The following is a 20,076-nucleotide window of genomic DNA, read 5'->3' as shown; positions in this document are numbered from 1 at the left end:
CCAACCCGCGCCCGCCGGGCGTGCGCGGCCCCTGCGCCTGAGCACAGCGCGTGTCATGACGTTGCCAATTCGTCCGGCAGGTGCTTCAGGCACTCGTCGAGTTGCAGCGTGAGGGCTTCGATCAGGAAATAGGCCTCGAGGTACTTCTCCTTCGGCCCGGCCACCCGCCAGGCATCGCAAGCGGCCTGCACCTCGCCAATGCGAATCCGCAGGGCGGCGATGTCTTGTTGAATCGTCATGGGGGCGCCAGCACCGAACCAGGCGTCCACCAGCAGGCGGGTGGCCAGCGTGCGCCCTGCAGCCTGCAGGCGTCCCGACCGACGGCCCTGTTCCTTGGTGGTTGCCTTGATGGTCATCTGAGCGGGAACCTACGCCCACGGCCCGCCGACGTCTGTGCGACAACGCACGGAAAGCCACCGTCACGAGACGCACCATGTCCATGAAGGTCGTGGTCGCATTCCGAAGCGCCGGCCTCAAGCTCACGAACGCCCAACCTGTCACCGTGCAGCCCATCCCCCTCAAGCAAGCGCAGGTGCACCATGTCCATTTCGACCTTGTGGCGAAATCCGCTCGCCGCCGCTGATTCATCGGTCACGCCGGAAGGCGGGGCCGTCGTCGGCGTGCGGCCCCGCCTGCCGGGCCCTGGCGTGGCTGCGCTGCGCGTCCGGCGCCCTGTGCCGGGACTCCGTCGCTTGCCCCCGACCGACAATGGAACATGCCCGTTAGCGTCGAGTGGGCAGCCCATCGACGATGCCACCGGCCTGCTGCACCAGATCGATGCGACGCTGAGCGACGTGGTCTGGATCTACGAGCCTCGCAGCGAACGATTCCTTTACGTGAATTCCGCCTATGAACGCGAGTGGCAGCGAGATGCGCGCGAGCTCTACGCCGACTCGCGGCAGTGGCTGCGGGCCGCTCACCCGGATGACCGGCCCCTGCTGCGGGCCTCGTTCGCCCGATTGGCGCGCGGCGACGGCTACGACGTGGAGTACCGCACGACGCTGGGTTCCGGCGCGCAACGATGGATTGCCGAACGGGCGCTGCCGGTGTCCGTGGAGGCCGGGCAATGGCCCCGCTTCGCAGGCGTCTCGCATGACATCACCCGCCACAAGGTCGAGCAACTGGAGCAGCTCCGATCGTCGCGGGCCCAGAACGAATTCCTGGCAGTTCTGTCGCATGAGCTTCGCAACCCGTTGCAGCCCATCAGAAGCGCCGTGGCCCTGCTGGCGCAGCAGCCGGCCGACAACGCCGCCCCGGCGAGAAAGGCCGTCTCGATCATCGAGCGCCAGGTCGACCACATCGCTCGCCTGGTCGACGATCTGCTCGACGTGTCGCGCATCAAATTCGGCAAGCTTCGCCTGCACCCGGAAGCCATCCGGATCGGTGACGTCATCGAATCGGCCGTCGCTGCCCATCAAATGTTGATCGACGCCCAACGGCTTTGCCTGCGGCACACGGGCCCGCCGGGTCCGGTTTGGGTGCAAGGTGACACGGTGCGCCTGACACAGGTGTTCTGCAACCTGCTGCACAACGCCGCCAAGTTCAGCCGTGCCGAGGGAACCATCGAGATCGCCGTGCACCCCGAAGACGGCAGCGGCAACGTCGCCATTTCGGTCCGCGACGAGGGCGCGGGCATCGCACCGGCGTTGCTCGACTCGGTATTCGACCTGTACGTTCAGCATGATCAGTCGGTTGCGCACGACCACGGTGGGTTGGGCATCGGCCTGTCGGTGGTCCGCAGCCTGGTGGAGCTGCATGGTGGTCGGGTCGCGGTCCGCAGCGACGGCCCGGGCCGAGGCAGCGAGTTTGTGGTGACCTTGCCCGGGGCCAGAGACCCGACAGCGGCTGCAGCGATCACCCGACGAATCGAGCCCACCCGAACCAGCAAGCGTCGCGTGCTGCTGGTGGACGACAGCCGTGACGCGGCCGAGTCGATGCAGGCATTGCTGGAAGCCGAAGGACATGCGGTCTTGCTGGCTTTCACGGGCCAGTCGGCTCTCGAAGAGGCGCAGCGGGCACAGCCCGATGTCGTCATCCTTGACCTGGACCTTCCCGACATCCACGGTTGCGAAGTGGCTCGACGGCTGCGCTCACAAGCGCAGAGTGCCACGGCGCTGTTGTTCGCGCTGACAGGATCCGATGGCGAGCAGGACCGACAAGCGGTTCTCGCCGCCGGATTCAACCAATACTTCGTCAAACCGGCCAACCCGGCGACCTTGCTACAGGCCTTGTCGGCCTGAGTCGCCCTGCTGCGGCGCCCTGAACGCCAAGCAGACCCGCACGGTCATGTACGTCAGCAGACAGACGTCGTGGCAGCAAGCCCTTAACGTCGCCACGTCGGCCTCACGTTCGTCGCTCGGGCTGCGTTCTTGAGAGGACTGCCTTGAACGTCCCCGCTGATCCCTGCCTGTGCCTCTTTGAAGGAGACGAGATGACAAAGCGCCAACACGGCAACAAGGAATCGAAGAAGCCCAAACGCGCGGTACCGCCCACCAAGCCACCGGCCACCGCGGTCACCACCACCCTCGATCCCGCGGTGGTGGCGCCCCGACACAAGCGATAGCCAAGGGCCATAGGCAAGCACTTGCCGAATCGATCGGAAGCGGCGTCGCTTCGATCTCGTGACATGGGCTCGGGCCAGCCACTGATCCGACGGCCGCTGCCGCCTTTTGTGGCAGTCTGATGACAGGCCGCATGAATCAAGCGCTTGGGCCTCTTGTGTCCCGCTTGTCCACAGGCTTGTCCCCTGCCGGCGGGGACAAGTGGGTCAAGGCGATTCGCCTACGGGGTTCGGCTCATCGGCCGACATAGGCTGCCAGGTGCTCGCCGGTGACGGTGGAACGGGCCGCGACGAGATCGGCAGGCGTGCCTTCGAAGACGATCCGTCCACCGTCGTGCCCGGCCCCTGGCCCGAGGTCGATGATCCAGTCGGCATGTGCCATCACCGCTTGGTGGTGCTCGATCACGATGACCGACTTGCCGGCGTCGACCAGCCGGTCCAGCAGGCCGAGCAGTTGCTCGACATCGGCCAGGTGCAGGCCGGTGGTCGGCTCGTCGAGCACGTAGATGCCGCCCTTGTCGGCCATGTGGGTGGCCAGCTTCAACCGTTGCCGCTCGCCGCCCGACAGCGTGGTCAGCGGCTGGCCGAGGCTCAGGTAGCTCAAGCCCACGTCGGCCAGCCGCTCGAGGATCTTGTGCGCGGCCGGCGTGTGCGCCTTGCCGGCGCCGAAGAACTTCTCGGCTTCGGTCACCGACATCGCCAGCACCTCGCTGATGTCGCGGCCGCCCAGCTTGTATTCGAGCACCGAGGCCTGGTAGCGCTTGCCCTCGCACTCTTCGCAGGTGGTGGACACGCCAGCCATCATGCCGAGGTCGGTGAAGATCACGCCGGCGCCGTTGCAGGCCGGGCAGGCGCCTTCGGAGTTGGCGCTGAACAGCGCCGGCTTGACGCCATTGGCTTTCGCGAAGGCCGTGCGGATCGGATCGAGCAGCCCGGTGTAGGTGGCCGGGTTGCTGCGCCGCGAGCCGTGCACGGCACCCTGGTCGATCGACACCACGCCCTCGCTGGCCGGCATCGAACCGTGGATCAGCGAACTCTTGCCGGAGCCGGCGACGCCGGTGACGACGACCAGCACGCCGAGCGGGATGTCGACGTTGACGTTCTGCAGGTTGTGCGTCTTCGCGCCGCGGATCTTCAGCGCGCCACTGGTCCCGCGCAGCTGCTTCTTGAGGGTGGCGCGGTCGTCCAGATGACGACCGGTGAGGGTCTTGCTCTTGCGCAGCTCATCGACAGAGCCTTCGAAGCAGACGGTGCCGCCAGCGGTGCCGGCGCCCGGCCCCAGGTCGACGACATGGTCGGCGATCGCGATCGCCTCCGGCTTGTGCTCGACGACGAGCACCGTGTTGCCCTTGTCGCGCAATCGCAGCAGCAGGCCGTTCATGCGCTGGATGTCGTGCGGATGCAGCCCGATCGTCGGCTCGTCGAAAACGTAGGTGACATCGGTCAGCGACGAGCCGAGGTGGCGGATCATCTTGACGCGCTGCGCCTCACCGCCGGACAAGGTGCCCGACGGCCGATCGAGCGACAGGTAGCCCAGCCCGATCTCGACGAAGGCGTCCAGCGCCGCGCCGAGCGCCTCGAGCAGCGGCGCAACCGATGGCTCCTTCAGGCCGCGGACCCACTCGGCCAGGTCGCTGATCTGCATCGAACAGACGTCGGCGATGTTCTTGCCCTTGATCTTCGACGACCGCGCCTCTTTGCTCAGGCGCGTGCCCTCGCAATCGGGGCAGGTCGTGAAGGTGATCGCCCGGTCGACGAAGGCGCGGATGTGCGGCTGCAGCGCGTCGACGTCCTTCGACAGGAACGACTTCTGGATCGTCGGGATCAGGCCCGCGTAGGTCAGGTTGATGCCGTCGACCTTGATCTTCGTGGCTTCCTTGTAGAGCAGGTCGTGCAGCTCGTTCTTGGTGTACTTGCGGATCGGCTTGTCGGGGTCGAAGTAGCCGCAGCCGCGGTAGATGCGGCCATACCAGCCTTCCATGCTGTAGCCGGGGATCGTGAGCGCGCCTTCGTTGAGCGACTTGCTGTCGTCATACAGCGCGGTCAGGTCGAAGTCGCTGACCGAACCCATGCCTTCGCAGCGCGGGCACATGCCGCCCAGGCGGTTGAAAGTTTGCTTGACCGCCTTCGACTTGCCCTCGCCGCGCTCGACCGTGATCGCACCCACCGCCTTCACCGAAGGCACGTTGAAGGCGAACGCGCTGGGCGAGCCGATGTGCGGCTTGCCGAGCCGGCTGAACAGGATGCGCAGCATCGCGTTCGCATCGGTCACGGTGCCGACGGTCGAGCGGGCGTTGGCGCCCATGCGCTCCTGGTCGACGATGATCGCGGTGGTCAGGCCGTCGAGCACGTCGACCTCGGGCCGCGCCAGCGTCGGCATGAAGCCCTGCACGAAGGCGCTGTAGGTCTCGTTGATCAGCCGCTGCGATTCGGCGGCGATCGTGCCGAACACCAGTGAGCTTTTGCCCGAGCCGGAGACACCGGTGAACACCGTCAGCCGGCGCTTCGGGATCTGGACACTGATGTCCTTGAGGTTGTTCACGCGCGCGCCCTGCACGCGGATCTGATCGTGGCTGTCGGCGCCGTTCAGCGCGGGCGACTGTGTTTTCTTCGACCTCGTGGCCATGCTTTTCGTGTCTCCATCAGTTGGACAGGCTGCTTTCGCGGCCTGCCGGCGGGTCATCGGGCTTGATCGGGTGTCACGTCTGTCCAGCGATGCTTCGCCCACCACGCCATTTGACGGCATACGGCAGGATGAACAGGTACAGGCCGGTCAGCGCCAGCAGGGCCAGAGGCAGCAGCGGCACGTACGACATCCAGAGCACGGGCTTCTCCTGCGCCAGGGCGATGGTCGTGGCGATGACGGTCAATGCGAAGGCCACGGACACCCAGCGGTGAAACTGCCGAATCCACTTGTTCATGGCAAGCTCCTCGAGCGCTGGTTCAACGCTGCTGCTGGATACGGATCATGTTGCCCGCGGGGTCACGCACGCCGCAGTCGCGCACGCCGTACGGCTGGTCGGTCGGCTCCTGGACGATCTCGGCGTCGCTGGACTGCAGGCGATCGAACGTGCTCTCGAGATCCTTGGTGGCCAGCAGCAGCATCGCGAAGGTGCCCTTGGCCATCATCTCGGCAATCGTGCGCTTTTCGTCTTCGGTGATGCCGGGGGTGGCGCCCGGCGGGTACAGCACGATGGACGTGCCGGGTTGGCCGACGGGGCCGACCGTGATCCAGCGCATGCCGTTGTAGCCGACGTCGTTGCGCACCTCGAAGCCGAGAATGTCGCGGTAGAAGGCCAGCGACACGTCCGGGTCGTTGTGCGGCAGGAAGGTCGAGTGGATGGTGATGTCCATGGTTTCAGTCTCCGTTGAGGGTGATGGAGGTCCTCGGTTCCGGTCGCCGCCGGTGCTGCCGAAGTCCATGGAAGTCAGTCTAGGTCGGGCTCGGTGATTGGCGCTTCTCGATTCCTGATCGGTCGTGTCACCTGCTTCGCCACGCACGACGGCATGCCCGCCGTTGCTTGCCCCGCCTGGCGCTTGTAGACGCTGGGCGGCACGCCGACCAGCTCGGTGAAGCGGGTGCTGAAGGTGCCCAACGAAGAGCAACCGACCTCGAAGCAGACATCGGTGACGCTGAGGTCGCCACGGCGCAACAGCGCCATGGCGCGCTCGATGCGCCGCGTCATCAGATAGGCATAGACCGATTCGCCGTAGGCGAGCCGGAACTGACGGCTCAGGTGGCCGCCCGACATGTACGCGTCGCGGGCGAGCGCCTCGACGTCCAGCGGCTGCGCGTATTCCCGGTCGATCCGGTCGCGAACGCGGCGCAGCCGTGCGAGATCACGCAGTGACTGTGCTGCGGCGGGTTTGCTGGTCACCTGCTCGATCGTGCCATGCCGCGCCGTGGCGCTCAAGTCCGTGGATACGTAAGGTCTTGCGCCCCACTGCCCGCCCTGAGTCGCTCAGGTGGCAGGCAGCTCGTGCTTCAGCCACTGCCGCAACACCGCTTCGAGCTTGTCGAGGGTGCAGGGCTTGGTGAGGAAGTCGTCCATGCCGGACCCTCGCGCCTCGTCGAAATTGCTGGCAAGCACGTTGGCGGTCAGCGCGACGATGGGCACGCGTTCGGCGCCCCGCCCTGCTTCGATCTCGCGCCAGCGGCGGGTCGTCTCGAAGCCCGAGATCCCCGGCAGCATGCAATCCATCAGGACCATGTCGTAACGGGTCGACGACAGCCGCTGCAACGCCTCTTCGCCATCCACCGCCACGTCGCAGGCACATCCCAGGCGCGACAACTGCGCCTCGACCACCATGGCGTTGATCGTGTTGTCTTCGACGACCAGCACGCGCAGCGCCGACGGATGGGCCGGCTTCTCAGGCGTCGTCGGCGGCATCGGCGTCGCCCCGCCATGGGCAAAAGTCCAGTCGGAGTATTCGTGGCCCGGCCCGTCGAACACCGGCCCGGCGACTTCGGGCAGCGGCAGCTCGATCCAAAAGCAGCTGCCTTCGCCGGGTGTGCTGTCGAAGTCGATCCGACCGCCCATCATCGTCACCAACCGCTTCGAGATGGCCAGGCCCAGCCCGGTGCCGCCGAAGCGGCGTGAGATCGATCCGTCGGCCTGGGCAAAGGGCTGGAAGATGCGATCGCGGGCTTCCACCGGCACGCCCACGCCGGTGTCGCAGACCTCGAAGCGCAGAACGTTGAGCCCGTCGGTGCCCATCGGCCAGCTCACGTTGACCTTCACGCTGCCCCGGTCGGTGAACTTGATCGCATTGCTGACCAGGTTGCCGACGATCTGCTTGACCCGCTGGGCATCCCCCCCCAGGACCGGCGGCACCCGGTTGTCCACGTGCATGGCCAGGCCCAGACCCTTGCCCGAGGCATAAGGGGTGAACAGGCTCAACACATCGTGCAGCACGCTTCGCGGGGAAAACGGCGCGACATGGATCTGCAGTTCATCGGCCTCGATCTTCGACAGGTCCAGGATGTCGTTGATGATGGACAGCAGGTTCCGGCCCGAGGTCAGCAAGGTACTGGCGAGTTCGAGCTGCTTCGGTTGCAGGCCGCTTCGCACCAGCAGATCCGCGGTGCCGAGGATGCCGTTGAGCGGCGTTCGCATTTCATGGCTGACGGTCGCCAGGAAACTGGTCTTCGCCTGGCTCGCCGCCTCGGCCTCGGCCCGCAGGCGCTCGACTTCGAGCAGGTGTTTCTCACGCCGGCGCAGCACCCTGACCAGCGTCGAGAACGTGCCGAGGATGAAGAACGCCGTGACCGCCGCGAACGCGCCCACGCCTTGCGCCTGCTGGCGCCATTGCGCGAGGTAGAACTGATCGCCCAAGGCCACCGCCACCCGCAGCGGAAACCCTTCGACCTCATCGGTGGCCAGGATGAAGCACTCGGGATCCTGCGGCTGTGCGTCCCACGGTTCGAACGCCGGTCGGGCGACCGGATCCAGCTGCGGCGTCCACCCGATCTGTGCATACGGGCCCCGCACGCTGATCACCCGGCCGAGCGCCTTGTCGTCGTGCGGCGATCGCGCCATCACCGTGCGGTCATTTCTCAGCAGCGTCATCGCGGTGGCATCGGCGCGTGGGCTGGCACGGTCCGGTCGCAGCACCACGTAGAAATCGGAAAAGTACTGCGGCGACAGCCCCACCATCACGACCCCGATGAACTGTCCATCCGCGTTCTCCAGCCGGCGCGACAGGGAGAAGGTCCAGCGCCCGTCGATCAGGTTGGTCACCGGCCCGCTGACATGAACGCCCGGCTGCGGCCGGTCGCGCGCCACCTGGAAGGCCTCGCGCATCGAGAAATCGACCTGCGGCGGCGGGTAGACGTTCGAATTGTTGATCAGCTCGCCTGTCGGGCCGACGATCGACAGCAGTTCGATCCCGTCGAAACTGGCCCGGCGAAGCGCCAGCAGCCGATGTTCTGCCTTCGAGCCGAACGCGCGGGCCAGCTGGTCGCTGTCACGCAAATCGGCCTCGGTGATGGTGCGTGCCAGGCTTTCGGCCATGTTGTCTGCGGCGGTCAACGCCTGCCCCGCATGCACGGCCAGTGCATAGGCATGGTCGTTGGCCATGTTGCGCGCGCCTTGGTCGGCCTGTGTTCGCAGATGGGCGATGGCCACCAACGCCACGGCGATCAAGCCGATGGTCAGCATGGCGCCGACCGCGCCGGCTGCGCGGCTGGCTGATTCCGATCCCTTGAAAAGGAGGATGCGAGTGGCCAGCACAGCGTGAGTCAGCCCTGCGGCGGCAATGGATGAAAGTACCTTTTCGCCGGTGGGGGCAACCTGCGTTCCGGGCCGAAAGATACTTGTACGGCCCATTCCTGCATCCCACACGGCGAGCGGCGGGTCCACACCGCCTGCATCGCCGCCCCACGGCGCGCCCAATTGGCTCGATGGCTGCGCGGTCTTGGCCAGGAAGTTTGCCTCTGCAGGCACATGACCCTAATATGCCCCGCGACCCCGCCACCCCATTCTGGAGTTATGCCATGGCTGCAAGCCCATCGTTGGAATCGAAAGCGGCCGAGACGCTGCTGCGCCACGCGCAGCTGCCGGCCGAAACGCACGAAGCGCTCAAGACCCAGTTCAGCCAGTCCGCGTTGTTGCAGGGCGCCGGCTGGCACGGCCCGTCGGACATCAAGACGCTGGTCGGTCTGGAAGGCCAGTTTCTGTGGCCCGAAGACGTGTTCAACGTCGGCACCATCCGATTCAGTTTCGACCTCGGCAAGATCGGCTATGAAGGCCGCTACGAGCTCGCGCGCGGCTGGAGCGTCGCCGAGAAAGGCCTGTTCTACTGCGTGCCCAACAACCCGGCGATCGGGTTCGCCGCGATCACGCTGATGCCCGATGGCGGCGAGGTGCGGTCCTTCGTGGTCAACGGGATGATGACCGACAACGAGTGGAAGATCTATGTCGCGGTGCTGAACAAGCTGGGCCCGAGCGGGCCGCTGCAGCCACCGATGTCGATCGTGCGAATCGGCTGAAGCCCGTCCAGCGTCCCACGCCCCTCATGCGTCAGCAGCGTGACGAAGACCTTGCCGCTCGCGCGGGCATGTGCATCAGCGCCACGCTGAGCCAGACGCCGACGCTGAAGTACAGCGTCATCCACACGACCTCGGTCTTCCAGTCTTCCCAGCGGTGAGACACGACCCATCGCTGGGAAGCATCTCGCACGCCCTGCATCACCGTGAGGTAGGGCCGCCCCTGGTCCATGTCGGCCCACCAGCGGTTCCAGTACATCGGCACATCGACCCAGGCCATGTAGGCGACATAGGCCGCGCCCAGCACGCAGGCCGCAGCGATCATGGGGCGCAGCGCCGGCTCGCAGCGGAGCCGGACAAGGCCAAGGTTGACCACCAGCAGCGCGCCGCAGGCCGCCCAGATCGACTCCTCGGCCACGTGGCCGAGGTTCGAGGTGGTCAGCACGGCGTGCCAGGAGCACAGCTCCGCCACCACGATCAACGGCAGCATGACGCGGGCGCTGTTCTCGGCGATCGTGTGGCCGGTGGCGCGCGCCAGGTGGCGCAGCAACAGCGCCCACTGGGCAGCAAAACAAAGCTCGGCGATCGTTGCGACCGAACGCCCGACGATGACACTGGACAACCACGAATCGACCATGCAAAGGCGCTGCACGTCGTAGACCGGAAAGGCCGATCGATACCCGCAGCCGAGCACATAGACAGCCGACAACACCATCTGCAGGCGAACCAGGGCCCAAAGCTCGGCATGGCAACTCGAACGGCTTTGCCACAGCCAAGCGGCAGAGGCCGTCCAGGCCAAGACGTTGAGCAGGCTCACCGCACACAGCAGCAGCCACCAGATCGATGCGTCGGTCGCCATGGGTTCGCTGTTGACTTATACGCTTTCCCCCACGAGACACAACGCCTTCGCCCGCCCAAGCTGGGTCGTGGCACGGACGGCGTCGAATTGAAGCGCCCTCAGCCGGATTGGCGCCGCTTGGCGGCTGCTCGCCTGACGGGCTCAGTCAGCGGTTCCCGCCACCGCTCCCAGTACGGCGGATCGCCGAATGCCGTCCGCAGCCACTCGACCATGGCCCGCAGCTTCGCCGAGGCGCGGCGCCCTTCGGGGTGGGCCACGTAGAGCCACTCCTGCGGCGTCTCCAGGCCGATGTCGACCGCCTGCAACAGCCCCTGGCGCAAGCTCTCGCCGGCGATGAAGCTCGGCATCAGCCCGAGCCCCAGGCCAGCCGCCACGGCGTCGTGCATCACGTCGCCGTTGTTGAGCCGCAGCGCCGCCCTCGCCCGCACGACGACGGCGCCCTCAGGCCCCTCGAAGCGCCAATCGGCCACGCCGCGGTTGGTATAGAAGATGGCGCGGTGGTCTTGCAGTTGCTGCGCGCTGCTCGGCGTGCCGTGGCGCTTGAGGTAGGCCGGCGATGCAACGAGCACCCGCCTGCTCGGCGCCAGCTTCCAGGCCACCAAGCGCGAGTCCAGCAGCGGCCCGTGCCTGACCACCGCGTCGAAGCCATCGGCGGCCGCATCGACTCGGCGATCGTCGAACTCCAACGTCATCTCGATCGCCGCGTGCTCCGCCAGGAAGGGATACAACGCCGGCCCAAGGTGCATGCGGCCAAAGGTGACCGGCGCGGAGATGCGCATCGGGCCCGACAAGGTGCCGCGGCGCTCGGCCATGTCTGCGCTCGCGTCTTCGACCTCGCGCACGATGCGCGTGGCGCGTTCGAGAAAGGCGGTGCCGTCCTCCGTCAGGTTCAGCCGACGGGTCGTGCGATGCAGCAGCGTGGCACCGAGTGCGCGCTCGAGTTCGGCCAGACGCTCGCTCACCACTGACTTGGCCAGTTGCAGCCGCCGCGCGGCCTCGCTGATCGAGCCCGATTCGGCCACCGCGACGAAGCTCGCGATGCCATCCAGCTTCAAGCCCATTGTTCGAATTTTCCGGAAAGAAGAACCATGACCTGCACTCTAGTGCGAACGAGGTCTCGCCGCCACCATGGCGCCTTCCTCAACAACACCTTGGAGATTTCATGGGACGCCTGGCTGGAAAAGTAGCCCTCATCACCGGCGCAAGCGCGGGCATCGGACGCGCCACCGCGCGGCTGTTCGCCGCCGAAGGGGCCAAGCTCATCGTCGGCGCGCGGCGCCAGGGTGAGCTGGACGACCTGGTCGCGCAGATCCGCGCATCGGGCGCCGAGGCGGTGGCCCTGGCCGGCGATGTGCGGTCGGAAGACTACGCCCGGTCGCTGGTCGCGCTGGCCGTGCAGCATTTCGGCCGGCTCGACATCGCCTTCAACAACGCCGGCACGCTGGGCGCACGCGGGCCCAGCACCGAGCTGGCCGAGGCCGGCTGGAACGACACGCTGGCGGTCAACCTGACCGGTGCCTTCCTGGGCGCCAAGCACCAGATCGCGCAGATGCTGAAGAACGGCGGCGGCTCGGTGATCTTCACCTCGACCTTCGTCGGCCACACGGCGTCGTTCCCGGGCCTGGCCGCCTACGCGGCGAGCAAGTCGGGCCTGATCGGGCTGACGCAAACCCTGGCGGCCGAATTCGGCCCGAGTGGGGTGCGCGTCAATGCCATCCTGCCGGGCGCCGTCGACACCGCGATGTACCGCATGAAGAACGACACGCCCGAGTCGCAGGCGTTCGTGAAGAGCCTGCACGCGCTCAAGCGCGTTGCCAAGCCCGAGGAACTCGCGCGTGCAGTGCTGTTCTTCGCCTGCGACGATGCAAGCTTCGTCACCGGCACCGCGTCGCTGGTCGACGGCGGCGTCTCGATCACGCGGACCTGACGGGCCATCGCCCGATCGGCGCCCCAAGGGCCATGACGGCAGGCGCGACCCGGGGCCCGCGCTCGCCCGTCAGTCGTGGTGCCGCAGGACGCGCTGGAAGGTCTGCTCGCCGATCTGCCGGCCTTCGATGATGCCGAACCCGAGCGAGCGGGCCGACTCGAAGAACTGGACGGTCTCGCAGATGCCGTTCGTCTGAACCACGCGATAGATACGGCCTTCAGGGTCTTCGATGCCGATGGCCATGCCATTCTGGGCGGCTGAAGAGCCCAGGCGTGTCACGGCACGCATCAGCGGGGCATCCCAGGCGGGCACGGGTTCCGATTCGAAGAGTCTGGATTCCATCGCGCGGACCTCTGCTGAAGGGGGGGAGGCCAACGTAGTATCCACCCGGCCTCCTGCGGGTGGGGCGAAAGATTCGTTTGCATCTGCAACACCGCACCCGCCCCTCCTGGCGCGAGGCTTCAGACCCCCAGGGCGTCGCAGAGTTCTTCGAGCTCGACTTCGGTTCGCTCGAACACCGTTTCGCACTCGGCCTCGCTCAGCGACACGCGGCCCCAGGCGTCTGCCGCCAGCGGCGGCACCATCTCGTCCGGAACGCCGGCCAGATCGAGCCCATGCACGAAGACATCGGCCACGTGCACCAGATCGGTCAGGCTGACGGTGGCCCCGGCGGGCGGGGCGTGGTGCAGCCGTATCGCCTCGACCACGTCGTTGCCGAAGTGCCAGCGGCGGGCCACCTGCGCGCCGAGCTCGGCATGGTCGGTCCCCAGCACATCGCGCTCAGCCTGCAGCATGGTGCAGTCCAATTGCCGCCGCTGGTCATAGACTGGTTCCAGCCACTCGGGCGCCAGGCTGGCCAGCGTCAGCCGGCCCAGGTCGTGCAGCAAGCCGGCGGTGAAGGCCGTGCCGTCGTCGAGCCGCAAGCTGCGGGCCAGATGGCGGGCACACAGACCGCAGGCGATCGAGTGGCGCCAGTAGGCAGCCAAGTCAAAGCCACGGCAGCGCGGCTGGGCAAAGCAGCCGCTGACGGCCGCGGCGGTCAGCGCCGTGCTGAGGCTGCGCAACCCCAACACCCCGATCGCATCGCGGATCGAATTGACGCGCCCTCTCAGGCCGTAGAAAGAGCTGTTCGCCAGCCGCAAGGTCTTGGCGGCGAGCGCCTGATCCTGCGACAACGTCGCGGCCAAGTCGTCGATCGCCACGTCTTCGCGCTGCAGCGCCTCGAGCAGGCTGGCCAGCGCCTGCGGCAGGGCCGGCAGATCACGCAATCGGCCCAGCAGCGCCGCCGGATCAGGCGCGGTCATTTGGGTGTCCGCTCGCGGTATCGGCGCATGACGGCCAGCAAGGGGTGGATCTGCTGCCGACGCAATGAATCACGAAAGAGCCACATCAAGCGCTGCTCGGCAGGCGTGGACGCGGCGACGCCAGGCCTGTCGGGCGCCGGCGAGATGGTGGTGTCGGATGACATGGTTGTTCGTTCCTTCCTGATGGCTCTCGAGGCCTCTCAATGCGGCTCTGCGGCCGTTGCATTCGGGATCACCAGCAACAGGCGGCCCCGGGTGTCGCCGTCGGCCGTCATGGTGCGGCTGATGCAACGGCAAGGCTGCCCATTCAGGATGAGCGTGGCCGGCACTTCATCGGGCCACTGCAGCATCGGTCGCAAGGCCGGCGGCAAGGCCTCATCGGCGTCGCGGCCGACCAACGCGGTGCACTCGGGCAGCAGCAATTCGGCGTCGCGGTTGACGAAAGCAACCAGCCCTTCATCGTCGATGCCGATGAGCGGCACCGGCACGCTGAGCAGCAACTCGAGCGCGCTGCTGCCCCGCGCCTCGATCAACTTCAGCTGCTTGCGCTGTTCGGCCAGCGCCGATTCGAGCCGTTGGTTGACCTCGGCCAGTTCCTCGTTGGCCTTGCGCACTTCGAGGTCGAGCCGGCAGTTCTCGTCGGCCATCTCCTTCTGGCGAAAGGCCTCTTCGATGTTGGCCCGCAACAGGTCGTCTTCCCACGGCTTGGTGAGGAACTTGTAGATCGCGCCTTCGTTGATCGCATCGGTGATCGACTGCAGCTCGGTATAGCCGGACAGCACGATGCGCACGGTCCCCGGATACAGCGTCTTGGCCCGGCGCAGGAATTCGACCCCGGTCATGCCGGGCATGCGCTGGTCCGAAACGATCACGTCGACCTCGCATTCGGCAAGCCGCTGCAGGCCCTCGGCCGCGCTGTTGGCCGTCAGGATCCGGTAGCCGCCGCGCCGCAGCGAGCGTCGCAGCGCCGCCACGATGTTCTCCTCGTCGTCGACCAGCAGCAGCGTACGTTGACGCGGCGGAGCGGTGATGTACTTGCTCGGCAGGCTGCGCTTTTCCTGCCACAGGGCCTCGATGTCTTGGGCCGACACCGGCCGGCTGAAGAAGTAGCCCTGGATCGCGTCGCAGCGGTTGGCCATCAGGAGCGCCAACTGGCCCTCGGTCTCCACCCCTTCAGCCAACACCTTCATGTGAAGGCTGTGGGCCATCGTGATCACGGCCCGGGTGACCGACACCTTGGCTGGCGCCGCGGTGACATCGTGGACGTACGAGCGATCGATCTTGAGCACGTCGATCGGCAACGAGCGCAGCACGCTGAGGTTGGAGTAGCCGGTGCCGAAGTCGTCGAGCGAGATCTCCATGCCGATGGCGCGCAGCGCATGCAGCGTGCGCGCGGCACGGGTGGCATCGCCGACCAGCATGGCTTCGGTGACTTCCACGCCGAGCATGGCGGGGTCGGCGCCGGTCTCGAGCAGGATGGCCTGGATGCGCTGCGCCAGGTCGTCCTGCTCCAGCTGACGGCCGGAGATGTTGACGGCGATGCGCAACCCGCTCATGCCCGCTCGCCGCCACGCGGCCGCCTGGGCGCAGGCGGTGCGCAACACCCATTCGCCAATGGCGGCCATGTGGCCGGTCTGCTCGGCCACGGCAATGAACTCATCCGGTGCCACCTGGCCCAGCGCCGCCGAATGCCAGCGCAGCAAGGCCTCGACGCCATACATGGCGCCGCTGCGCAGGTCGATCTGAGGCTGGTAGTGCAGGCTCAGCTCTTGCTGATCGAGTGCCTGGCCGAGTGCCGCTCCCAAAGCCGCCACGCGCTGTTCGGCATCGGTTGGCTTGGGTGATGCGGGTGACTCGGGCGGGGTGGCCCTTTGCACCACCACGTCGAGAGCTTCGGGCGCGAGCGCCGTGGCCCACACACCCATTGGCAGCGAGCACGAAGGCTCCGAATGCAGCGGTTGAATCGGCATGACCATCCCTGATCTGTTTCACACTAGATGCCAAACCCCAAGCACAGGGCCTGTCGACGCTTGCTGCTCGACAGCCATGCACGCTCGGTATGGCGTGCTTCGATCTCGACTGTGATGCCTATTCTGCGCATCCGTTTGACGACCCACAAGCGATCAATTGACCATTTCGGCCGGCGGTGGCGGCGCCTCGAGCGCATCGTCACAACTGACGGGGATCCAGATCCTGAAGGCACTGCCCTTGCCGAGTTCCGACTGCACCTTGAGCTGGCCCTTGTGCTTCTGCACGATGGAGAACGACAGTGACAGCCCGAGCCCGGTTCCCTTGCCCACCGGCTTGGTCGTGTAGAACGGCTCGAAGATGCGCTTTTGCACCTCGGGCGACATGCCGCTGCCGGTGTCGCTGACCTCGACCCAGACCCACTCGCCGCAGTGCCCGCTGGACAGCGTGATGACACCGGTGCCCTCGATCGCATGGGCGGCGTTCACGATCAGGTTCATGAAGACCTGGTTCAGCTGCGCGGCCAGGCAACGCACCGGCGGCAACTGGCCGTAGTTGCGGCGAACTTCGGCCTTGTACTTGATCTCGTTGTTGACGACGTTCAGCGTCGACTCCAGGCCGGCGTTCAGATCGGCCTCCTGCCAGTCGGCGTTGTCGACGCGCGAGAAGTCTTTCAGGTCCTGCACGATGCGCTTGACACGGGTCAGGCCATCGGCGCTTTCGCGCAGCAGCACCGGGACGTCCTCGCGCATGTACTCGAGGTCGACGTCCTGTTTGATCGCCTGCAGCTGCCGGCGCGCGTCGTCGCCCAGCACCGCTTCGTGCGACTCGTAGTCGGTCAACAGGCGCAGCAGGCCGTCGATGTAGTTCTTGAGCGAATTCAGGTTCGAATTGACGAAGCCGACCGGGTTGTTGATCTCGTGCGCAACACCGGCCGCCAACTGGCCGATCGACGCCATCTTTTCCGACTGCAGCAGCTGGTTCTGCGCTTCCTCGAGCATGCGGTTGGTTTCCTTCAGCCGCTCGTAGTTCGATTCCAGCGCCTCTTGCGCACGCCGCACCTCGCTGCGGTCCTGCACCAGCCACCAGGTGCCGGCGGTCGGGTCGTCGATCCGGGAGACGTAGGCGATCATCTGCACCCACAGCTGCTTGCCGTCCAGTCGCCGCAGCGTCATCTCGTGCTGCAGCGGCTTGCCTTCGGCCAGCACGGGGAACGCCACATCGCTGAAGGCCGCGTAATCCTCGGCGCTGCAGAAGAACTCTTGCGTCGCCAGGCCGATCAGGCTGCCGGCGTCCGTCGCGAACATCTCGGCGAACTTCTTGTTGTGCCGCGTGATCTTCCCGCCGACCGACGCGATGATGCCCACCGAGGCGTTTTCCATGAAGGCGGCCAGCTCCCGGTGCGTGCTGTTGAGCTCGGCCGTGCGTTCGCTGACCAGCAACTCCAGCTGGTTGCGGTGCCGCATCAGCTCTTCTTCGGCAGCGCGGCGTTGCGACACGTCTTGCAGGGTCTCGATGGCCCCGACGACCTCGCCCTGGGCATTGCGCAACGGCGCGGAGGTGAAGAACAGCCAACGGCCGCCTTCGCCGAAGTTGGGGAAGAAGTTCTCGCCTTCGAAAGCGCCTTCGACCGCCTTGGAAGGTTGAATGCGGCCGTGGTACAGCTGTTTCATCACCTCCATGTCGACGCCGTCGACGATCAGGTCGCACAGCAAGGGCCGCTCGGTGGCATAGAAGACTTGGCCCTTCTCGACCACCCCTTGCATGTCCCAGTAGTCGCGCCCGGTCAATTGCTCGCAGGCCCGGTTCCAATGGGTCACCCGGTGTTCACCGTCGATCACGAAGGTGGCCACCGGCGTGCTGTCCATGATCTGGTTCAGCACCTGGCTCATGTTCAGCAGGCTGGTCTGGACGTGGCGGATGTCGCTCAGGTCCTGGCAGGTCGACAGCACGGCGGGCTGGCCATCGAGGTCGATCCGCCGCGCCGTGAGCTCGACAAAGCGGTCATCGCCAGTGGCGGTGCGCAGCACCATCTCGGTCGCCGCTGGCTGGGGATCCTCTTCGAGGCAGGCCATGCCGTAGATGGCCATCTGGCTGACCATCTCGGGGCTCGCCAGGTCGGCATGCGTCATCGCCAGCAGGCTTGCCTCGCTGTAGCCGACCAGCCGGATCAAGGCCTCGTTGGCGAACAGCAACATCCCGCCCTGGTGCAGGAAAGCTGGCACGTTCAAGGCGCCCATCACGGCGCGGCACATGGCCTGGGCCGGGCTCGGGGTGGCCGCCGGCAGCATATGGCCGGGCAGGTCGCGCTGCATGGCCCTACTTCCAGCCGTCGCGAAGTTCGGGCAACAGGGCGTCGGCATCCATCACCACCGAGCCGTCCGGTCCCCACTGAACCTGGGTGATGCCAGGCTCCATCTGCTCCAGGCGCTTCATCTCCAGTTCGGCGACGGAGAGCTGGCCACGCTCGCAGCGCATCTGGTTGGCCAGCGCTTCGTTCTCCATGCGCAGCGCGCGGATCTGCAGGATCTGCGACAAGGCGCTGACGAGTTCGAAGTCGTTCCACGGCTTGGCAATGAAGCGGTCGATCTGGGCCTCGTTGATGGCACCGATCAACCCGTTCAGGTCGGTGTAGCCCGACAGAATCACCCGGGCGCAATCCGGCTGCAGCTCGCGCATGCGCCGCAACACCGCCACGCCGTCCATCTCGGGCATGCGGAAGTCAGAGACGACGAGGCTGTAGGCACGCTCTGCGGCACGCGCCAGGGCTTCGCGGGCCGAGGTGAAGACCTCCACCTGCGGATGGCAGGGCCGATCGGCAATGACCAGCGGTGTCAGCCGCAACAGGCGCGACAGCGCGTTCAGCACACCGCTTTCGTCGTCGACCAACATGATCCGATGCGTTTGCATTGTGTTGTCCTTTCCCTGGGCCTGTCAGTGATTCGGTAGATTCGCACCGCCGGGGTTGTCCTTGCGCACTCGCAGGGTCAGCTTGACCCCCTCGCGCTGCGCGTACTCGCGCACCTGGCGTACCACCCTGGCGTCGAACATGTAGCCGGCGGCCAGCAACAAGGTGCCCTGGGTGCTGACGAGGTCACGCGAGAGCACCATGCCGGGCACCAGGTCGAGCGCCGAGATCTCGCGGTCGGATTCGCAATCGGGCAGCGGCTGCTTCAGCACCTCGACGAAGGCCGCCACGACCTTGGCGTCGTAGCGGGTGCCGGCCCCACGGCGGATGCTGCTGGCGGCGTCCTCGGCGGTGAAGCGGCGTTCGGCCAGCGTGCCGTTGATGAGGTTCTCGTAGTCGACGACCGGCGCCAGGATGCGCGCGCCGAGCGGGATTTCGTCGCCCTCCAGGCCGTCGGGGAAACCGTTGCCGTCGATCCGCTCGTGCTGCGAACGGATGATCCGGGCCACCGGCTGCAGTTGCGCCAGCGGCATCAGGGCCGCTTCGGCGTTGAGCGTGTGCTTGCGGTACCGGGCGGTCTCGTCGGAGCTGAGCGTCGACAGCGGCTTGCCGAGCATGCCGTCGGGGAAGCCGATCTTGCCGATGCCGTGCAGCAGCGCGGCCACATAGGCGTCGTGGGACTGCCGCTCGTCGAGCTTCATCTGCACGCACACGCGCTTGACCCATTCGGACACGCGTGACGACTGGCCCGCCAGGCCGCTGTGCCGCAGGTCCATCAGGCCCGAGAAGATGCGCATCGAGAGCATGAAGTTGGACTTCAGCTCGTCGTAGGCGACATTCAGCATGTCGTTGATCTGCTCGATCTCCGCCGTGCGGTGCTTGACGCGCTGTTCCAGCTGGCCGTTGAGCTGGCGCAACTCTTCGTTCTGGCCGGCGATCAGCGTGCTCAGCTGCTGGTTCTGGCGCTCCAGCTGGCGTCGGGCCAGCGCCTCGCGCACGACCAGCACGATGTCGTTGTCGTCCCAGGGCTTGGCGATGTAGCGGTGGATCTGGCCGCAGTTGATGGCCGCGATGGTCGACGAGATGTCGGCATAGCCGGTCAACAGGATGCGCGCGGCATCCGGTTGCATCTGGCGCATTTTTTCCAGGAACTGCGCACCGTCCATGCCGGGCATGCGCATGTCGGAGATCACCAGGTCGACAGGGTCGTTGCGAACCAGCTCCAGCGCGGCGGCACCGCCTTCGGCGATCAGGATGCGGTAGCCCTGCGGGCGAAAGAGCCGGCGCAGTGCACTCAGGATGGACGGCTCGTCGTCCACCAGCAGCAGGGTCGCAGTCGACGCCGGCGCCGCGCCGGCGGCGGGCGCCGCGACGAGGGCCTGTGCTTCTGTCATGGGTCACTCCAGAAATGAAACCGGCAACCAGCCAACTTGCCACGGCTGCCGGGAACGACCGGCCAGGACAGCACCGTCGAACATGGCGACGCACGCGTCTGCACGCCGAACCGCACCGGAATGCTAGGCCTGCGCGTTCGGGCCGATCCTGCAAAAACATCGGCAATC

General features: G+C 66.5%; 20 protein-coding genes. 5 read left to right on the top strand and 15 right to left on the bottom strand.

From position 1 onward, the window contains the following. Positions 1 to 53 precede the first annotated feature (53 nt). The gene (locus tag VFY73_RS17825) at positions 54 to 356 is read right to left on the bottom strand and encodes a hypothetical protein (protein ID WP_329721201.1); all 303 of its coding nucleotides are present in this window, start codon (positions 354 to 356) and stop codon (positions 54 to 56) included. 77 nt (positions 357 to 433) lie between these two features. Between VFY73_RS17825 and VFY73_RS17820 the strand changes: the two genes are divergently transcribed. The 3 genes from VFY73_RS17820 to VFY73_RS17810 all read left to right on the top strand — a co-directional run bounded on the left by VFY73_RS17820 (position 434) and on the right by VFY73_RS17810 (position 2,563). Further along, on the top strand, positions 434 to 583 hold the full coding sequence (locus tag VFY73_RS17820; protein ID WP_329721199.1) for a hypothetical protein: 150 nt from the start codon (positions 434 to 436) through the stop codon (positions 581 to 583). Positions 584 to 692: 109 nt separating this feature from the next. After that, positions 693 to 2,240 carry an ATP-binding protein gene (locus tag VFY73_RS17815; RefSeq protein ID WP_329721197.1) on the top strand — a complete coding sequence of 516 codons (1,548 nt, stop codon included), beginning with the start codon at positions 693 to 695 and terminating at the stop codon, positions 2,238 to 2,240. 191 nt (positions 2,241 to 2,431) lie between these two features. Next, positions 2,432 to 2,563, top strand: a complete 132-nt coding sequence (locus VFY73_RS17810; RefSeq protein ID WP_329721195.1) for a hypothetical protein — start codon at positions 2,432 to 2,434, stop codon at positions 2,561 to 2,563. A 232-nt stretch (positions 2,564 to 2,795) separates the two neighbouring features. Here VFY73_RS17810 and VFY73_RS17805 read toward each other — a convergent pair whose 3' ends face one another. From VFY73_RS17805 to VFY73_RS17785, 5 genes are all read right to left on the bottom strand, one after another. Beyond that, the gene (locus VFY73_RS17805; protein WP_329721193.1) at positions 2,796 to 5,186 is read right to left on the bottom strand and encodes an excinuclease ABC subunit UvrA; all 2,391 of its coding nucleotides are present in this window, start codon (positions 5,184 to 5,186) and stop codon (positions 2,796 to 2,798) included. A gap of 73 nt (positions 5,187 to 5,259) precedes the next feature. Next, positions 5,260 to 5,481: a hypothetical protein gene (locus VFY73_RS17800; RefSeq protein ID WP_329721191.1), complete on the bottom strand. Its 222-nt coding sequence runs from the start codon at positions 5,479 to 5,481 to the stop codon at positions 5,260 to 5,262. Between the two features lie 22 nt (positions 5,482 to 5,503). Further along, a complete protein-coding gene (locus VFY73_RS17795; protein ID WP_329721189.1) occupies positions 5,504 to 5,914 on the bottom strand; it encodes a VOC family protein in 411 nt (136 codons plus the stop codon). Between the two features lie 74 nt (positions 5,915 to 5,988). Next, complete coding sequence (locus VFY73_RS17790) at positions 5,989 to 6,438, bottom strand: AraC family transcriptional regulator (RefSeq protein WP_329721249.1); 450 nt, start codon at positions 6,436 to 6,438, stop codon at positions 5,989 to 5,991. A gap of 84 nt (positions 6,439 to 6,522) precedes the next feature. After that, a complete protein-coding gene (locus tag VFY73_RS17785) occupies positions 6,523 to 8,721 on the bottom strand; it encodes a hybrid sensor histidine kinase/response regulator (RefSeq protein WP_329721187.1) in 2,199 nt (732 codons plus the stop codon). 335 nt (positions 8,722 to 9,056) lie between these two features. On the opposite strand from VFY73_RS17785, the gene VFY73_RS17780 reads away from it, so the two are divergent. Then, complete coding sequence (locus VFY73_RS17780; protein WP_329721185.1) at positions 9,057 to 9,551, top strand: hypothetical protein; 495 nt, start codon at positions 9,057 to 9,059, stop codon at positions 9,549 to 9,551. 31 nt (positions 9,552 to 9,582) lie between these two features. Here the strand turns inward: VFY73_RS17780 and VFY73_RS17775 are convergent, their stop codons facing one another. After that, positions 9,583 to 10,407 (bottom strand): hypothetical protein, encoded by an 825-nt coding sequence (locus tag VFY73_RS17775; protein WP_329721183.1) that lies wholly within the window; start codon positions 10,405 to 10,407, stop codon positions 9,583 to 9,585. A 98-nt stretch (positions 10,408 to 10,505) separates the two neighbouring features. After that, a complete protein-coding gene (locus VFY73_RS17770; RefSeq protein WP_329721181.1) occupies positions 10,506 to 11,468 on the bottom strand; it encodes a LysR family transcriptional regulator in 963 nt (320 codons plus the stop codon). 101 nt (positions 11,469 to 11,569) lie between these two features. Here VFY73_RS17770 and VFY73_RS17765 point away from each other — a divergent pair, with 101 nt between their 5' ends. Next, positions 11,570 to 12,334: an SDR family oxidoreductase gene (locus VFY73_RS17765; RefSeq protein ID WP_329721179.1), complete on the top strand. Its 765-nt coding sequence runs from the start codon at positions 11,570 to 11,572 to the stop codon at positions 12,332 to 12,334. Positions 12,335 to 12,403: 69 nt separating this feature from the next. On the opposite strand, the gene VFY73_RS17760 is transcribed toward VFY73_RS17765, so the two are convergent. The 7 genes from VFY73_RS17760 to VFY73_RS17730 form a co-directional block, all read right to left on the bottom strand. Beyond that, positions 12,404 to 12,676, bottom strand: a complete 273-nt coding sequence (locus VFY73_RS17760) for a hypothetical protein (RefSeq protein ID WP_329721177.1) — start codon at positions 12,674 to 12,676, stop codon at positions 12,404 to 12,406. A gap of 119 nt (positions 12,677 to 12,795) precedes the next feature. Beyond that, entirely contained in the window at positions 12,796 to 13,638 is an 843-nt protein-coding gene (locus VFY73_RS17755) for an HDOD domain-containing protein (protein ID WP_329721175.1), read from the bottom strand. After that, entirely contained in the window at positions 13,635 to 13,802 is a 168-nt protein-coding gene (locus VFY73_RS17750) for a hypothetical protein (protein ID WP_329721173.1), read from the bottom strand. Before VFY73_RS17750 ends, VFY73_RS17755 begins: the two co-directional genes overlap by 4 nt. A 36-nt stretch (positions 13,803 to 13,838) precedes the next feature. After that, positions 13,839 to 15,608 carry an EAL domain-containing protein gene (locus VFY73_RS17745; protein ID WP_329721171.1) on the bottom strand — a complete coding sequence of 590 codons (1,770 nt, stop codon included), beginning with the start codon at positions 15,606 to 15,608 and terminating at the stop codon, positions 13,839 to 13,841. 153 nt (positions 15,609 to 15,761) lie between these two features. After that, positions 15,762 to 17,921: a PAS domain S-box protein gene (locus VFY73_RS17740; RefSeq protein WP_329721169.1), complete on the bottom strand. Its 2,160-nt coding sequence runs from the start codon at positions 17,919 to 17,921 to the stop codon at positions 15,762 to 15,764. Positions 17,922 to 17,925: 4 nt separating this feature from the next. Further along, entirely contained in the window at positions 17,926 to 18,516 is a 591-nt protein-coding gene (locus tag VFY73_RS17735) for a response regulator (RefSeq protein ID WP_329721167.1), read from the bottom strand. 24 nt (positions 18,517 to 18,540) lie between these two features. Beyond that, a complete protein-coding gene (locus VFY73_RS17730; RefSeq protein WP_329721165.1) occupies positions 18,541 to 19,908 on the bottom strand; it encodes an HD domain-containing phosphohydrolase in 1,368 nt (455 codons plus the stop codon). Positions 19,909 to 20,076: the final 168 nt, after the last annotated feature.

This window comes from Ideonella sp., assembly GCF_036277275.1.
Lineage (GTDB): Bacteria > Pseudomonadota > Gammaproteobacteria > Burkholderiales > Burkholderiaceae_C > Ideonella.
The sequence above is the reverse complement of the archived record's forward strand: the minus strand, read 5'-3'. Positions and strand labels throughout refer to the sequence as shown.

Excerpts from the sequence above, each read along its gene's own strand:
- VFY73_RS17825 (WP_329721201.1), bottom strand. The coding sequence starts at position 356 with ATGACCATCAAGGCAACCACCAAGGAACAGGGCCGTCGGTCGGGACGC.
- VFY73_RS17820 (WP_329721199.1), top strand. The coding sequence starts at position 434 with ATGTCCATGAAGGTCGTGGTCGCATTCCGAAGCGCCGGCCTCAAGCTC.
- VFY73_RS17810 (WP_329721195.1), top strand. The coding sequence starts at position 2,432 with ATGACAAAGCGCCAACACGGCAACAAGGAATCGAAGAAGCCCAAACGC.
- VFY73_RS17805 (WP_329721193.1), bottom strand. The coding sequence starts at position 5,186 with ATGGCCACGAGGTCGAAGAAAACACAGTCGCCCGCGCTGAACGGCGCC.
- VFY73_RS17800 (WP_329721191.1), bottom strand. The coding sequence starts at position 5,481 with ATGAACAAGTGGATTCGGCAGTTTCACCGCTGGGTGTCCGTGGCCTTC.
- VFY73_RS17795 (WP_329721189.1), bottom strand. The coding sequence starts at position 5,914 with ATGGACATCACCATCCACTCGACCTTCCTGCCGCACAACGACCCGGAC.
- VFY73_RS17785 (WP_329721187.1), bottom strand. The coding sequence starts at position 8,721 with ATGCTGACCATCGGCTTGATCGCCGTGGCGTTGGTGGCCATCGCCCAT.
- VFY73_RS17780 (WP_329721185.1), top strand. The coding sequence starts at position 9,057 with ATGGCTGCAAGCCCATCGTTGGAATCGAAAGCGGCCGAGACGCTGCTG.
- VFY73_RS17775 (WP_329721183.1), bottom strand. The coding sequence starts at position 10,407 with ATGGCGACCGACGCATCGATCTGGTGGCTGCTGCTGTGTGCGGTGAGC.
- VFY73_RS17770 (WP_329721181.1), bottom strand. The coding sequence starts at position 11,468 with ATGGGCTTGAAGCTGGATGGCATCGCGAGCTTCGTCGCGGTGGCCGAA.
- VFY73_RS17765 (WP_329721179.1), top strand. The coding sequence starts at position 11,570 with ATGGGACGCCTGGCTGGAAAAGTAGCCCTCATCACCGGCGCAAGCGCG.
- VFY73_RS17760 (WP_329721177.1), bottom strand. The coding sequence starts at position 12,676 with ATGGAATCCAGACTCTTCGAATCGGAACCCGTGCCCGCCTGGGATGCC.
- VFY73_RS17755 (WP_329721175.1), bottom strand. The coding sequence starts at position 13,638 with ATGACCGCGCCTGATCCGGCGGCGCTGCTGGGCCGATTGCGTGATCTG.
- VFY73_RS17750 (WP_329721173.1), bottom strand. The coding sequence starts at position 13,802 with ATGTCATCCGACACCACCATCTCGCCGGCGCCCGACAGGCCTGGCGTC.
- VFY73_RS17745 (WP_329721171.1), bottom strand. The coding sequence starts at position 15,608 with ATGCCGATTCAACCGCTGCATTCGGAGCCTTCGTGCTCGCTGCCAATG.
- VFY73_RS17740 (WP_329721169.1), bottom strand. The coding sequence starts at position 17,921 with ATGCAGCGCGACCTGCCCGGCCATATGCTGCCGGCGGCCACCCCGAGC.
- VFY73_RS17735 (WP_329721167.1), bottom strand. The coding sequence starts at position 18,516 with ATGCAAACGCATCGGATCATGTTGGTCGACGACGAAAGCGGTGTGCTG.
- VFY73_RS17730 (WP_329721165.1), bottom strand. The coding sequence starts at position 19,908 with ATGACAGAAGCACAGGCCCTCGTCGCGGCGCCCGCCGCCGGCGCGGCG.